We start from the raw sequence: 14,879 nt of genomic DNA, 5'->3' as shown, positions 1-14,879 counted from the left end.
TTAAATTTCACTATAACGTCGTTAAAAATTTTTTATTTAGAACAACTAGATACAAAAATTTTTGCCTAGTTCTAGCGTGATTTTCTTAACGTTAAATAGACTTAATATATAAGCAGATTGGTATTAAATCTAGTTTAAATACATTCATTTAAAGTAAGGGAGTGTGTGCTCCCTTTACTTTGTCATTTATCATTCTTAGTAATGGCTCAATTATTTAATAAGTAAATCGGTTACTATCGAACAAACAATAAAAAGGATTCTATAATGCGTTTAAAACCTCTTGTAGCTACATTAGTAGCCACATTTTCTTTATCACTTTCAAGTAGTGCCATAGCCGACGAAGGCATGTGGCAACCACACCAACTTCCAGAGTTAGAATCAATTTTAAAAGCCAAAGGGCTTGAAATTGATGTTGAATCTATTTCTAAATTAACCGAATTCCCAATGAATGCGGTAATTAGCCTAGGTGGCTGTACAGCATCGTTTGTATCGCCTAAGGGTTTAGTTGTGTCAAACCATCACTGTGTTTATGGCTCGGTACAATACAACTCAACACCTGAAAACAATATTTTAGAAAATGGCTTTTTAGCTAAAAGTCCTACAGAAGATTTACCTGCAGCACCGGGCTCACGCGTCTATGTAACAAAAACGGTTACCAACGTAACAGATGAAGTAATTAAAGGTACTAACGAGTTAACAGCAAAAGCACGCTACGACGCACTCGAAAAAAATGAAAAAGCGCTAGTAGCCCAGTGTGAAGCCGACGAAAGCTATCGTTGTAACGTGTATTCGTTTCATGGTGGTTTAGAGTTTTACCTAATTAAGTCACTTGAAATTAAAGACGTACGCTTAACTTATGCACCGGCAATGGGCGTAGGTAAATACGGCGGCGATATAGATAATTGGATGTGGCCGCGCCACACAGGCGACTTTGGTTTTTACCGCGCTTATGTAGGCAAAGATGGAAAACCAGCAGAGTACAGCGAAGACAACGTACCTTACGTACCAGACTCTTACCTAAAAGTAAGTGCTAAAGGCGTGCAAGAAGGCGACTTTGTAATGGTTACAGGCTACCCTGGGCGCACTAACCGCTACCGTATAGCAACAGAGGTAGATAACGTATTTAACGACAGCTACCCTAAAGCACGCGTTCATAACTCAAAATACGTGTCGCTTATTGAAGAAAACTCAGAAGACGGCAGTAAAGCGCGTATTGCTTACGAAAGCACCATAGCAGGTTACAACAACTACATTAAAAATTATGGTTCGATGATCGAAAGCTTTAAAAAAGGTACTATGTTTGAGCGTAAAAAACAGTTTGAACAAGAACTAACTAATTGGATCAATAGCGATAGTACACGTAAAGAGCAATACGGAAGTGTACTAGGTGAGCTATCAGAGCTAATTGCGCAATCACAAGAGCACAGTGAACGCGATCGTATGTTAGGTTATGTGCACCGCTCACAGATGATCAGCACAGCACGACGTTTATACCGCTTAGGTTACGAAAAGCAAAAGCCAAATAGCGAACGTGAATCGGGTTATCAAGAGCGTGACTTACCTCGCATTAAAGCAGGGCTTGAGCGCATGACGCGCCGTTATGATAGCAAAGTAGACAAAGCTATTTTACTGCACTTTTTAGAATTGTATGCAGCACTTCCAAAAGAAGAGCGTTTTAGCGAGGTTGATAACGTATTTAAAGTACAAAATGGGTTTGATAAAGCAACCCAAAGCGCGTTACTTGATAGCATGTATGAACAGTCAAGACTTGATAATGCAACTGTTCGCAATTCATTATTTGAACAATCGTTTAGCCAGCTAAATCAAAGCCAAGACCCATTTGTGCAGTACGCTAAAGCAATATTTAAAGTAATGAAAGCACAGGAAGATAAATCAAAAGCACTTGCAGGTAAATTACAAGCAGCTCGCCCAGAGCTAATGAGCGCAATCATTGCGTTTAACAAAGCTAAAAACAAACCTGTATACGCCGATGCCAACAGCACACTCCGTGTTACCTATGGCACCGTAGGCGGCTACTCACCTCAAGACGGCTTGGTAGCAACACCGTTTACCTCGCTTGAAGGATTACTTGCTAAAAACACCGATGTTGACCCATTTAATGCACCTAAAAAGTTACAAGAGCAAATTAAAGCCAAGCTTTACGGTGATTACACAGGTGGCATGAATACAGTACCCGTTAACTTTTTATCAAATGTAGACACTACCGGTGGTAACTCAGGTTCGCCAACACTTAACGGCAAAGCAGAGCTTGTTGGTTTACTGTTTGACGGTGTTTACGAAAGTATTATTGGTGATTGGGATTACAACCCTGAGCTTAATCGCTCAATCCACGTTGATTCGCGCTACATGCTGTGGGTAATGGATAAAGTAGATAATGCACAAAACTTGTTAGACGAAATGACAATCGTAAAATAAGTAATTAGTGAGATTAGAGAAGGGCGCTTACCGTAAAGGAAGCGCCTTTTTTGTTGATGTTTGATTCGTTTATTTATGGCTACTAATTGCCAGCTGCTGACCTTCAAGGCGTGAATCTGAAGCTTTGTTGGGTGGCGCCTTCGGCTTAACCAACTTACATTTTGACGTAGGTCGGATAAGTGGCGAAGCCACGCCATCCGACACAGTAAAATACCTTGCCAATTATAAACAACATTTTATGTTGTCGAGTGGCCGAACTCACAGCCATTAGCTGTATTAGTTCAGACAAGATCTGACAATTCAACTTGAAAAAGTGAGAGTTACCCGTTTTGATAAAGGTGTCGAATCTTTAAATCAAAACAAACAAAAAGGTAACTCTCATGTTGCATACTAACAATCCAATCATAAAACACAAAGCTGGTTTACTTAACCTTGCCGAAGAACTAGGCAATGTATCAAGAGCCTGTAAAGTCATGGGCGTATCACGAGATACATTTTATCGTTATCAAGAACTCGTTAATGAAGGTGGTATTGATGCATTAATCGAAAAGAACCGCCGTACACCAAATATAAAGAATCGCGTTGACGAAGAAACAGAGCAAGCCGTCATTAACTATGCAGTTGACTATCCTGCTCACGGTCAACATAGAACCAGCAATGAGCTTCGTAAGTTAGGCGTGTTTGTCTCAGGTAGTGGTGTTCGTTCAATCTGGTTGCGTCACGATTTAGAAAACTTCAAAAAACGATTGAAAGCATTGGAAAACAAAGTCGCTAATGAAGGCATTATTTTATCTGACGCTCAAGTTGCTGCGCTAGAAAAGAAAAAACATGACGATGAAGCCTGTGGTGAAATTGAAACAGCGCATCCCGGTTATCTTGGCTCACAAGACACATTTTATGTTGGTAACCTTAAAGGTGTTGGTCGTATCTATCAACAAACCTTTGTGGATACCTACAGTAAAGTCGCCTTTGCGAAGCTCTACACAACGAAAACGCCAATTACAGCGGCTGACATGCTCAATGATAAAGTATTGCCTTATTTCGAAGGTCACAAATTGCCTATGCTTAGAATATTAACTGACCGAGGAACTGAGTATTGCGGGCGAGTTGAGCATCATGATTATCAGCTATATTTGGCAATTAACGACATCGACCATACAAAAACGAAAGCAATGTCCCCGCAAACAAATGGTATCTGTGAGCGTTTCCATAAGACGATTTTGAACGAGTTCTATCAAATCACATTCCGCAAAAAGTTGTACGATTCAATGGAAAAACTACAAAAAGATCTGGACGAATGGATGGATTACTACAACAATGATCGGACTCATCAAGGAAAAGTATGTTGCGGTCGAACACCACTTGAAACATTACTGGATGGAAAAACGGTTTGGGCAGAAAAGAATTTAGCTCAAATCTAAACTAACAGTCACCATTAGAAAAATGGGTAACTGTCAGATCAAGTCTGAGCTAGTACACATTAGCAGACAATGAAGGTTTTTAATGTGTGAAGTCAAAGTTTGACCCATTCGCTCTCATTTATGCGTCGGCTGGCTTTACTTGTTATATTCTTTTGGCAACGGACAATCATAATTAATGTCTATCATGTCTAGGTTTTTTATTGAGAAGTTGGCATATTTGTTACCCGCCTGTGATATGTTCTCACTGGGTTCACCATACACAAATACAAACGCTGTTGGCTTATCTTGTGCATTTATCTTTTCAAGCCTTGTTGCAACTAACTTTTTTATTTTATAGCTTTCAATCAAACGATCGGCGATCATTATCGTGCTCGTATATTCATCATCGCCTCTCTTGAATTTCTTCTTAAATTTAATCTGATATCCAGCGCCCGATGGAAGCCTATTTATAAATGCCCATCCATAGTAAATTACAGGATAGCTTAGAAGCTCATTCAAGTCTTGCTCCCATATACATTTAAATATACTTCGGTAATATATGTCTTTGCCTAATATGTTTACTCTACGCTGCTTAATGGAGCCATCGTTTCTATATCTGATATATCTTCCAACAACAGACCGAACAGAGTATATATTCCCGATACTTCCTGTTTCTCTTAGTCTCGTGTCTTTTGATCTGCGGACAAACTCGGGCTTTTTAAAAACTTGATTATTAGCTCCACGGTCAGATCGAGCTTCATCATAATAAGAATCTGGTCGCTCTAGAAGAAAGGTATCTACAATAGATTCATCTACAGTCCGCTTTTCTTCCTTTACAGATGTGCCATCTTCATATTGAAGATTGAGAGGCTTATTATCAAAAACTTCACAGTCTTTAGAATGCTCTCCGTAGATTCGATAGTGCGGGACGACCTTCATATCTAGAAGATCTTCATCCAAGTTTGCGCAGGTTACTTGCGCCGTGCAATCAGTTCCTGGACAAAGAAACTTCTTCTTATCTGTGATAACGCCAGACCAGTAAAGATCATATGCTCGATCAGGGTCTAAATAATCATTTGCCTGAATGCTAAAAGCAACATCTATTGCCAATTCAAAACTCCTTGTGAATATAACGCTCACATAAGCGGACTAAAATAGTGGGCTATAATTTGTTGAGGAACGAAACATTGCTTGTTAGACGTTTTTAGTAATATGCAAAAAGTCTAGTTAGTATGTCTCTACGGTTTGTAGCTGTAGACTTTGCAAGCCATTGAAAACTCATTAGGTCCAGACCCTGTTGCGACGCATCGCGTCCCAATTCTTTGAGAATACTTCGTACTTTTTTTGCATCCACCAAGCTCCAGATCGCGAGTAGCGTCCATCTAGAATTAGGTTTTAAGTTGCCTAAATTACTTTTCTCATCCCAGTTTGGAGCTAATTCACGCCAATTTTCTACTTGATCGATGCCTTTTTGAGGTATGACAAAATACTTAGGATATAAAGATACTGCGTCTTTCCATGCAGAAAGAAACATTGGCTGATGAATCACAGACATTGCAGATTCATTTGCAATCGATACCGCATCTTCAACGGTATTCACATACGGCTTTGTCTCACTGCCATTAAACTCTTCCAAAACAATCGGTAATCCTCCCGAAAAATAATAGATGCCAAACGTAGAGTTTTCTCTTATTGTAAACACAGGGGAAAATTATGAAAAAAGCACATTTTACAGACAGTCAGATCCTCGCCATTTTAAAACAAGCAGAAAGCGGCGTGCCTATTCCTGAGCTATGCCGTGAACATGGTATGGGCAACTCAACCTTTCATAAATGGCGCGCAAAATACGGCGGCATGGATGCGTCTTTAATGACACGAATGAAAGAGCTTGAAGATGAAAATCGCCGTTTAAAGAAAATGTATGCTGAAGAGCGGCTAAAATCTGAGGTCATTCAGGAGGCAATGGCAAAAAAATGGTAAAGGCTTCTGAGCGCAAAGTCTTGGCTCATGAAGTCGTTAGCACAAATAAAATAAGTATTGCCCTAGCCTGTCGTACTTTTATGATAAATGAAACATGCTATCGCTATACGCTAAAACTGTCTGATGAAAATGAGAAAATTGCAGCGTTGCTATTGGATTTAAGCCAATGTCAGCGTAATTGGGGATTCGGTTTATGTTTTTTATATTTACGCAATGTTAAAGGCTACACATGAAATCATAAGCGCGTTTATCGTATTTACCGTGAGCTTGAGTTGAATCTGCGAATAAAGCCTAGAAAACGTCTAACAAGGAAGAAGCCTGAACCATTGGCTGTCCCTGAGACCATTAACGAATGTTGGTCAATGGATTTCATGCACGACCAATTATCTGATGGCAGAGGGTGTCGCTTGTTCAATGTGATTGATGATTTCAATCGCGAAGGACTCACAATAGATGCTGACTTATCACTCCCCGCTGAGCGTGTTATCCGCTTACTCAATCAAATTATAGAATGGCGTGGTAAGCCAAAAGCTATCAGGTGTGACAATGGGCCTGAATATATTAGCCATAAATTAGCAGAGTGGGCGTTAAATAATAATATTGAATTACAATTTATTCAACCAGGTAACCCGCAACAAAATGCTTATGTAGAGCGGTTTAATCGCACGGTTAGGTATGACTGGCTAAGTCATTATATCTACAGTGATATTAGTGAGTTACAAGATAAAGCAACCGATTGGTTATGGACTTATAATAATGAACGCCCTAACATGGGCATAGGTGGCATAACACCCATACAAAAACTGGAAAAGTTAAACAACGGAAATTCTACAAATAGCCTCCATTAAAAATGGGGGGATTACCACGTCAATGTGACTTTTATGTATAAATTCGCTCATTCATCTATTTACGCTGCAAGTGATGAGAAATAAAACTCTAAGATATTTTATTGGTTGACATTCTTTTATGAATGAATAATATAAATAAGGTGTTAAGAAAATGTAATAAACCAAGGCTTCACGGATAAGAACTTCATCTAATACTTATAGGGATTTAAGTTGTCAAAATATTCTTCTGTTAAAAATAATAAAATTTCTCTTGATTATCGTATATCTTTTTATTCTGAGGATGTTCCTTGGATTTGTCTGATATTACCATTTGGACTTAAATTAGATGTAGCTAACTCATTCTTTGATTATTTTCATAACCAATTTAATATTATTACTTATGAAAGTCGGTTGATACTCGATTCTTCTTCCCTACAGGTAATAGACGGTGAACTCACTGTCGAAAATCATGTTAAAGACTTAATGGTTGTACTAAATCACAAAAATATTGAGGATACTATATTAGTTGGTTATTGTTCTGGCGCTGGGATTGCACTAGCCGCTGCAAATCAAAATCCAAATAGGTTCAGTTATTTAATTCTCGTTAATGGAGAATTTGTCCTATTAAATGATCGTGATTGTGTTACTCAGTACGGAATAGATATTGATAACTTACTACCAATTGCTGCGATTGATAGAAGTAAAGCCGAATTTATTCTTAATCGGCTCCAGCCTAAAAAATCCTACAAGGTCAGAAATACCTTCTGGCGTAAATTTACCCTTTTCACAACCACATTTTTTTAATCGGTACGCAATTAATTACTTATCATATCGTGATACCAACTTTGAGAAACTAGCGAGTTCAATAAATACGAAAACATTGATTATTGGTGGAGAAAAAGATCAGCAAACCAATGAGAGTAGTGCCATTAAAATTCATAAAGTAATCAAAGGTTCACAGTTATATATAGATCCTTTAGGGGACCATTATGGGTTAATTCGCCAAAACTCAACAACTTTAGAATATATTTCTAGTTATTTAAGTATGGAATTATCAAATGTTGTATAAAAGTGAAGATGCTTTATTAGTACATGAACTTGTAGAAAAACAATCAAAGATAAGTCCAAATAATACCGCGGTTAAGTTTGAAAAAACAGCTAAGCTATGATCAACTCAATATAAAGGCAAATATTTTTGCTAAACATATATTGTCTTGTGGGGCGCAGCAAGGAGATGTTATTGGCTTGTCAATGACTCGATCGTTGGAAGTGATTGTAGCAATGCTGGCTATTTTAAAATGTGGTGCATCATATCTACCTGTTGATCATAATACCCCTATATCCACTAGTATTAAAAACTTAGACACAGCCAATGTAAAGTTAGTTATTTCAAATGGCGAATGTAGTGAGTTACTTGATAATAAGCGGACTGCTATCTATTTGAATGATATTACTCTAATGGATGACTTATCTCAATCCGACGGCATTGATTTAACGTCAACTTGTTTGAGTGAAAATGCATTGGATGACAAATGTTATGTCATGTTCACTTCAGGCTCTACAGGTGAACCAAAAGGTGTTGTTATTCCTCATCGAGCCGTTGTTCGTCTTGTGAAAAATACAAATTATATTGAAATTAAGTCAACAGATAACATTTTTCAATTTGCACCATTGTCCTTTGATGCTTCAACCTTTGAAATATGGGGGCGCTATGTACAGGAGCAACTTTAGTACTCTATTCAGGCTCAATTCTTGACCCTAAGCTATTTTCCCGTGAAATAAAAGACAATAACGTCACTATTCTCTGGCTGACAGCTGCGTTATTTCATCTTATCGCAAGCCGTTATATCTCTGCTCTTTCTCCAATTAAAACGTTATTAGCAGGAGGAGATGTTCTTTCTTCAAAACTTATTAATACGGTTTTAGATGCATATCCAGAAATTACTGTAATAAATGGGTATGGGCCTACTGAAAATACCACTTTTACGTGTTGCCACCGTATGACTGTTTTAAATAGACCGAATGATGTTGTGCCAATCGGTAGGGCTATTACTGGAACCCAAGTCTATTTACTTGACGGTAATTTAGAAAAAGTTGCTGATGGTGAAGTCGGTGAGTTAGTTACGTCTGGCCTTGGTATTGCAATAGGTTATTTAAATTCTAAAAGTATAAATTTTTTCAAAGAACCAAGTATTGATAAAGGCTTACTTTATCGTACCGGAGATTTAGTACGAAAAAATTTGGACGAAGAATTTGAATTTGTAGGTAGAAAAGATAATCAAATAAAAATACGAGGTTATCGAGTTTCATTAGAAATAATTCAAAGTAGTATTTTAACTTTGGAACATGTCAATGATGCGATAGTTTTATTAGAAGAACATGGTGTTGGTGAACAACTATTAACTGCATATTTGCAAGTGGGTGAAGATACTGAATGGACTGTTAGAGGAGTGAAAAGTTCTCTTTCTACTAAATTAGCCAATTATATGATCCCCGATGTAATTAATTTTAGTTCAAATTTACCCATCAGTAAAAATGGAAAAATTGATAAAAAAGCTTTTCACAATAAATCTATAAGAATGTAATTAAACCAGTAATAAGGAGAAATAATAATGGGTGAAATAAAAATAAATGAAGTTATAAAAGGCATTTTTAAAGAAAAACCAATTTTTGATGGTATTTCACAGGAGCAAGATTTCTTCGATATAGGAGCATCTTCTTTGACAGTTGTTGATTTACAAATTCAAATTGAAGATGCACTAAATATTGAAGTGCCAACGTCTAAATTAATGGAGAACCCAACGTTAAAAGGATGGGTAGCTTCATATTTGTCAGCTTCGGCTAGTGCCTAATTTTATCAATAACGTAAGTTAATATTCAACTAATAATAATATGGATTGAAATAATAATTATGAATAATTCGTATAGTTTAACCTCTGAAGAACTTAAGTCATTCAGAGATAAGGGTTTTGCAGGTCCTTTTGATTTGTATGAAAGGGAAGAAATTCTTACTAAATATAAAAAAATACGGGCTGCGTTATTCGATCGTACAAATGCAGCTTATGATCTTGATAATACTAGTGTTATTTCTGGTTATGATCGTCACCTCGATGTTGATGAGCTTAGTCAACATGTAGTTCGTCCAGAAATTACAGATAAAATAGCAAGTATTCTAGGTCCAGATTTAATTTGCTGGCGCAGTGAAATGTTTCCAAAATATCCTGGAGATGAAGGAACTGATTGGCATCAGGCCGACACTTTTGCTCATGCCTCGGGAAAACCACAAGTCGTTTGGCCGATGGAAGGTGACTTTGGTGGCGCAGTTACTGTGTGGACTGCGTTAACAGATGTTACAGAAGAAAATGGTTGCCTACGTTTCATACCGGGTACACATGAAGAAATGGTATACGATGAAACACTTGAAATGAAGTATTCACCAGAAACAGTTAATAGTATGGAAAAGGATGGTGTTAAGCGAGGTTTTTTTGGTTACGATTATCGCAATCTGCAAAAAGACAAGGCCTTTATTCCTGATGAGTCAAAAGCTGTTTCTTTAGAAATGAAAGCAGGACAATTTGTCATATTTTGGTCAACGCTGATGCACTCATCTTTGCCTAATATTACTAAAAATCAAACTCGCTTAGCGGTTACTGCCCGCTATGTGCCTTCATCAGTGAAAATTTACCCAGATTCCGATTCTATTGATGAATACGGCAGCAAGGTTTCTCTCGACAAATATGGTGTTGTTCTTGTAGCAGGAGAAAACAAAGAGCAAAGCAACCGAGTTGTATCGCAAAACCTTAAAGGTAATCCCTTTACAGCATAAGGTTGATAGCTAAAAGCTGTTGTTGCCAATCTCTTTTATTTAAAGTCGTTAGGGAAAGGGTGGGCAAAATAATAAAAATACCAGACTGGTATCAAGGTGTAATTTTGATAGTTCTGGTTTGTCAAAACGATAGTTAAACTATTTTAAATAACATTTAAGGGTTTGATACTATGGAAGTTTTTAAACTGGCTTATAAAAATTCACCGATACTTTTTTTATTCATCGGCCTGATTGTTGTCCCTGTGATTTTTATACTAGGTAATGGATATTCTTACTTATTAAACACAAAGCCTACAATATCTGGAAATATATCAGTTGCTGGTATACAGGCTCCTGTTCAAATTGAGACAGATGCTCAAGGTGTTAAACACATTATTGCTCAATATGATAATGATGCATTCTTTGCGATGGGTGTTATTCATGCTCAGGACAGATTATGGCAATTGGAATTACAGCGTCGAATGGCTACAGGAACGCTTAGTGAAATTTTTGGTAAAGATGCGGTTAATCTTGATATTTATATGCGTACCATGGGTATTTCTAAAAATACAAATGAGGCTTGGGACTCACTAGGAAGGCCGGCTCAAAATTCTTTGGAGGCATATTCTGCGGGGATCAACAGTTGGTTAGACAGTGCTCAAAGCTTGCCTGTTGAGTTTTCTATAATGGGTATTCAACCTCAACGCTGGCATCCATCTCATTCACTAGCCTGGTATAAAATGTTCGGTTTAGGACTGGCTGGTAACTTTCAAAAAGATATTCAACGCCTTGTTATTTCCAAATTACTTAGTGCTGAAAAAGCACAGTTATTAATGACTAACGAGGAGGTTCAAGAAACTAAGTCCACAGTTAATGCATCAAAATTAGCTACAGATAGCCTGACTGCATTAAATACGTTGAACTCCCAGCTTCAAAATGAGTGGGGCATTGGTGGAAAGAATGTTGGCAGCAACGCATGGGTACTTTCAGGTAAGCATACCAAGAATGACCTTGCTACTTTAGCGAGTGATCCTCATTTGGCTATACAGTTGCCATCGTATTGGTATACGGTTTCACTAAAAGGCGAAAAACTTGATGTAACTGGCGCAAGCTTGGTAGGTCTTCCTATAATCATGCAAGGTAAAAATGCAAATATAGGTTGGAGTAGTACAAACATGATGGCTGATACCATGGACTTGTATTATGAAGAAATTAACCTTGCAAATAATAATCAATATCGACGTGGTGATAGCTGGATTGATTTTGAGACTTCTATCGAAACGATTAACGTTAAAGCTGATTTTCCTTCCATATTACGTGAACCACTGAAGCCTTTAAAAATTAAAGTAAGGTCAACTGAATATGGCCCTATAATTTCTGATGTGGTTGATGTTTTTAAACAGCCAGTATCATTGCGCTGGGCTGGTAACGAAGAAAAAGACACTTCATATGAAGCCTTTTTTGCACTTAATTATGCGCATGATTGGGTGTCTTTCAATAAGGCTATGAACTTGCTTATTACGCCCGTAGTAAATATGTTTTATGTTGATGCTCAACAAAATATTGGTCAATTAGGCGCTGGAAGAGTGCCAATTAGGGGTAAAGGACAGGGTAGTATTCCTGTACCAGGTTGGGATCTGGAATATGCGTGGCAAGGCTATATTCCAATCGATCAGATGCCACAAAGTTTTAACCCACCGCAAGGGTACCTCATCTCAGCAAACAATAAAGTTGTGTCTAATGGAGGTGATCATTTTATATCCCGTGATTGGGCTGGTCCTCATCGGGCAAATAGAATTGAAAATTTGATTAAAGCTAAGTTGGATAAATCAGAAAAGATTTCTCTTGCCGATCAACAGTCAATGCAAATGGATATGTTTGACGAAGAAGTTCTGGTTATATTACCTACCTTAATAAACCTTAAAACCTCAGATGAACATGTTAATCAAATGCTTAATATCTTGCGTGACTGGGATGGTAGTACTGGGCCTGAAAGTATTGGCACTACGGTGTTTTTACCTTGATGCGTCATTTGCGACCTCTTTTATTGAACGATGAGTTTGAAGATTACTGGGGAGGCAGAACCTAAAATCAATTCAGCAGGCTTTTATTAATGACATGAGTATCACGCAAATCAACGATTTGCTAAACAGTGAAACTGTTAATTGGTGTGACCGCTTAAGTTCTAATGAAAAAGAAAGTTGCGAAAACATTCAAATTGAGGCAATACAAGAAACTTATGAAGAGCTAGAAGGTCTGCTTGGTGATGATATATCAGATTGGACATGGGGGGCGGTGCACCATGTGCTTTTGTTCATCGTCCATTTAGTTCAATCAAAGGTTTGGATATTATATTTGAGCGTGAAATAGCTAAGGGAGGATCACCAAATAGCATCAATATGTCGGAATTTAGTTTCAAACAAGGCAAGGGCTATTACCAAATGGTCGGTTCAAGTTATAGACAAATCATCCAGTTTTCTGACAATAAGCAAGACTATTTCTATCAAAACTCTACTGGGCAGTCAGGCAATTTAGTAAGCGACCATTACGATGATTCTATAGAAACTTTTGCCAACGGTGATTATCACTTGCTGGTTACAGGACAAAATGAAGTAGTGAAAACGTTGAATTTAGTTGTTCCCAAAACGGCTGATTAGGGGTAAATAAGAATGAAAATTTTTAGAATATTAATTGCCACGGCACCGTTTAAGGTCTTTTGTTCTTTGCTGTTAGGTACTTTGGCCGGAATTGGATACGCATTCCTGATCCCTGTTGTACTGAACAGTTTTACGGATAACACAGGTTTTGAGGTAGCACAGCAAACACCAAGCTACTTTATGGGATTTGAATTGAGTAATGCCAAATTTGGCTTGGTGTTTTTAGTGTCCTGTTTGGTAATACTAGCCACCCGTACTTTATCACAATTAACTTTGTTACATGTTGCTATTGATACTGCATCAGCACTACGTCTGAAGTACTATAATGTTATTTTTAAGTCTCGTTTATCCAACCTTGAAAATGTGGGTTCTTCACGTTTGTTGGCTTCGTTTACTTCTGACGTTAAAGCCATTGTAGCGGGTTCAATGATGCTGCCTGAGCTATTAATTAGTATCGTTACCATCATTGGTATGATGGGCTATCTATTGTATGTCAATACAGAGATTTTCGTGTTTATTTGCGGCGCAATTCTATTCGGCAGCATAACTTTTATGATCCCTATTTTACTTGGTATTAAATTTATAGTTAGAACTCGCGATAAAGTTGACGAGTTGCTTGAGGGAATTCGTGGTAATACCCATGGGGTGAAAGAACTCAAGTTATGTCATGCTAAACGTGAAGATTACTTTGAAAACACATTGATAAAGGTAGAAAAAGAATACCGCGGGTTAAATAAAGTTGTGGTTACCTTTGTTCGCTGTGCAACTAATTACGGTGACATGATGAGTTTCTTTATCATCGGGTTTATGGCGTTTATATTCCTCAATTTTAATTCAGTGAGTCAAGCTGAAGTATTCGCTTCTATAATGGTACTTTTGTATATTACTGGTCCTATCAGCGTTGTCATGATGGCAATACCTGAATTAAATACGGCAAACGTGTCTTTGACCAAAGCTGAAAAACTGTTCGATGAAATGCCACTTGAAAATATTTCCCCTGAAGTAAAACCGTTGCCTAGTTGGCAGACATTGCGCTTCAATGCAATTACCTACCAGTACACTGCAAAAGAAGGAAACGAAACCAAAAACTTCTCCATTGGACCCTTGGATTTTGAGATTAATAAAGGTGAAATAACTTTTGTTGTTGGTGGCAACGGGTCGGGTAAATCAACGTTAGCTAAATTGATTTCTTCACACTACCTAGCTGATTCCGGTGAAATTTTCATGGGTAATCAGCTGGTTGACGGAGATTGGGTAAGCAGCTTTCGAAATGAAGTGACAGCTATCTATACTGACTTTTATCTGTTTGATCGCCTATTGGGTACCACTAAAAATGCTGCTCCTGAAGAGGTTGAAAAGTATTTAAAGACACTGAAACTTGATCATGTTGTGAGTTTTTCAGATGGCTGTTTTTCTACCATTAGTTTGTCTGATGGGCAAAGAAAGCGGTTGGCTTTGCTAGTCTCTTTCCTTGAAGATAAGCAAATTTACGTCTTTGATGAATGGGCTGCCGATCAGGATCCTGAATTTAAAAAAATCTTCTATTACGAGATATTGCCTGAGCTTAAAAGCAAGGGAAAAGCGGTTGTTGTAGTCAGTCATGATGACCGATTCTTTGATGTTGCAGACCACATGATCATTATGGAACGAGGACAGAGAATATCTGACGTTCCATCTAGCACAGATGCAGCCCGCAAGGCTTAATACATAACGATAGCCAAATAAGGACCATCAGAATTTTCTGATGGTCCGGAAATAATAATAATAAATTTTA

General features: G+C 37.7%; 12 protein-coding genes and 2 pseudogenes. 12 read left to right on the top strand and 2 right to left on the bottom strand.

Annotation, left to right across the window (positions count from 1 at the left end):
• Window positions 1-264 precede the first annotated feature (264 nt).
• The gene (locus P4S71_RS00145; RefSeq protein WP_337149798.1) at window positions 265-2,436 is read left to right on the top strand and encodes a S46 family peptidase; all 2,172 of its coding nucleotides are present in this window, start codon (window positions 265-267) and stop codon (window positions 2,434-2,436) included.
• A gap of 380 nt (window positions 2,437-2,816) precedes the next feature.
• Window positions 2,817-3,857, top strand: a complete 1,041-nt coding sequence (locus P4S71_RS00140) for an IS481 family transposase (protein WP_337149778.1) — start codon at window positions 2,817-2,819, stop codon at window positions 3,855-3,857.
• Between the two features lie 135 nt (window positions 3,858-3,992).
• Here the strand turns inward: P4S71_RS00140 and P4S71_RS00135 are convergent, their stop codons facing one another.
• Both P4S71_RS00135 and P4S71_RS00130 read right to left on the bottom strand, forming a co-directional pair.
• Window positions 3,993-4,946, bottom strand: coding sequence for a hypothetical protein (locus tag P4S71_RS00135; RefSeq protein ID WP_337149797.1), 954 nt, complete (start codon window positions 4,944-4,946; stop codon window positions 3,993-3,995).
• Between the two features lie 94 nt (window positions 4,947-5,040).
• The gene (locus P4S71_RS00130) at window positions 5,041-5,472 is read right to left on the bottom strand and encodes a hypothetical protein (protein ID WP_337149796.1); all 432 of its coding nucleotides are present in this window, start codon (window positions 5,470-5,472) and stop codon (window positions 5,041-5,043) included.
• Between the two features lie 77 nt (window positions 5,473-5,549).
• Here P4S71_RS00130 and P4S71_RS00125 point away from each other — a divergent pair.
• The 10 genes and pseudogenes from P4S71_RS00125 (at window position 5,550) to P4S71_RS00080 (ending at window position 14,809) form a co-directional block, all read left to right on the top strand.
• A pseudogene (locus P4S71_RS00125) lies at window positions 5,550-6,664 on the top strand (IS3 family transposase).
• Window positions 6,665-6,874: 210 nt separating this feature from the next.
• A complete protein-coding gene (locus P4S71_RS00120) occupies window positions 6,875-7,447 on the top strand; it encodes an alpha/beta fold hydrolase (protein ID WP_337149795.1) in 573 nt (190 codons plus the stop codon).
• A 76-nt stretch (window positions 7,448-7,523) separates the two neighbouring features.
• Entirely contained in the window at window positions 7,524-7,712 is a 189-nt protein-coding gene (locus P4S71_RS00115; RefSeq protein WP_337149794.1) for a hypothetical protein, read from the top strand.
• Window positions 7,713-7,789: 77 nt separating this feature from the next.
• A pseudogene (locus P4S71_RS22985) lies at window positions 7,790-9,228 on the top strand (amino acid adenylation domain-containing protein).
• 27 nt (window positions 9,229-9,255) lie between these two features.
• Window positions 9,256-9,495, top strand: a complete 240-nt coding sequence (locus tag P4S71_RS00100) for an acyl carrier protein (RefSeq protein ID WP_008138106.1) — start codon at window positions 9,256-9,258, stop codon at window positions 9,493-9,495.
• A 59-nt stretch (window positions 9,496-9,554) separates the two neighbouring features.
• Complete coding sequence (locus P4S71_RS00095) at window positions 9,555-10,469, top strand: chlorinating enzyme (RefSeq protein WP_008138108.1); 915 nt, start codon at window positions 9,555-9,557, stop codon at window positions 10,467-10,469.
• A 170-nt stretch (window positions 10,470-10,639) separates the two neighbouring features.
• A complete protein-coding gene (locus P4S71_RS00090; RefSeq protein WP_337149791.1) occupies window positions 10,640-12,472 on the top strand; it encodes a penicillin acylase family protein in 1,833 nt (610 codons plus the stop codon).
• Window positions 12,473-12,566: 94 nt separating this feature from the next.
• Entirely contained in the window at window positions 12,567-12,818 is a 252-nt protein-coding gene (locus P4S71_RS22980) for a penicillin acylase family protein (protein ID WP_442961639.1), read from the top strand.
• Window positions 12,734-13,105 (top strand): penicillin acylase family protein, encoded by a 372-nt coding sequence (locus P4S71_RS00085; RefSeq protein ID WP_337149790.1) that lies wholly within the window; start codon window positions 12,734-12,736, stop codon window positions 13,103-13,105. Before P4S71_RS22980 ends, P4S71_RS00085 begins: the two co-directional genes overlap by 85 nt.
• 12 nt (window positions 13,106-13,117) lie before the next feature.
• Window positions 13,118-14,809: a cyclic peptide export ABC transporter gene (locus tag P4S71_RS00080; RefSeq protein WP_008138112.1), complete on the top strand. Its 1,692-nt coding sequence runs from the start codon at window positions 13,118-13,120 to the stop codon at window positions 14,807-14,809.
• Window positions 14,810-14,879: the final 70 nt, after the last annotated feature.

Origin of the sequence: Pseudoalteromonas sp. B62, from assembly GCF_037162565.1 — a bacterium.
Taxonomy (GTDB): domain Bacteria; phylum Pseudomonadota; class Gammaproteobacteria; order Enterobacterales; family Alteromonadaceae; genus Pseudoalteromonas; species Pseudoalteromonas fuliginea.
The sequence above is the reverse complement of the archived record's forward strand: the minus strand, read 5'-3'. Positions and strand labels throughout refer to the sequence as shown.

Excerpts from the sequence above, each read along its gene's own strand:
- P4S71_RS00145 (WP_337149798.1), top strand. The coding sequence starts at position 265 with ATGCGTTTAAAACCTCTTGTAGCTACATTAGTAGCCACATTTTCTTTA.
- P4S71_RS00140 (WP_337149778.1), top strand. The coding sequence starts at position 2,817 with ATGTTGCATACTAACAATCCAATCATAAAACACAAAGCTGGTTTACTT.
- P4S71_RS00100 (WP_008138106.1), top strand. The coding sequence starts at position 9,256 with ATGGGTGAAATAAAAATAAATGAAGTTATAAAAGGCATTTTTAAAGAA.
- P4S71_RS00095 (WP_008138108.1), top strand. The coding sequence starts at position 9,555 with ATGAATAATTCGTATAGTTTAACCTCTGAAGAACTTAAGTCATTCAGA.
- P4S71_RS00090 (WP_337149791.1), top strand. The coding sequence starts at position 10,640 with ATGGAAGTTTTTAAACTGGCTTATAAAAATTCACCGATACTTTTTTTA.
- P4S71_RS22980 (WP_442961639.1), top strand. The coding sequence starts at position 12,567 with ATGAGTATCACGCAAATCAACGATTTGCTAAACAGTGAAACTGTTAAT.
- P4S71_RS00085 (WP_337149790.1), top strand. The coding sequence starts at position 12,734 with ATGGGGGGCGGTGCACCATGTGCTTTTGTTCATCGTCCATTTAGTTCA.
- P4S71_RS00080 (WP_008138112.1), top strand. The coding sequence starts at position 13,118 with ATGAAAATTTTTAGAATATTAATTGCCACGGCACCGTTTAAGGTCTTT.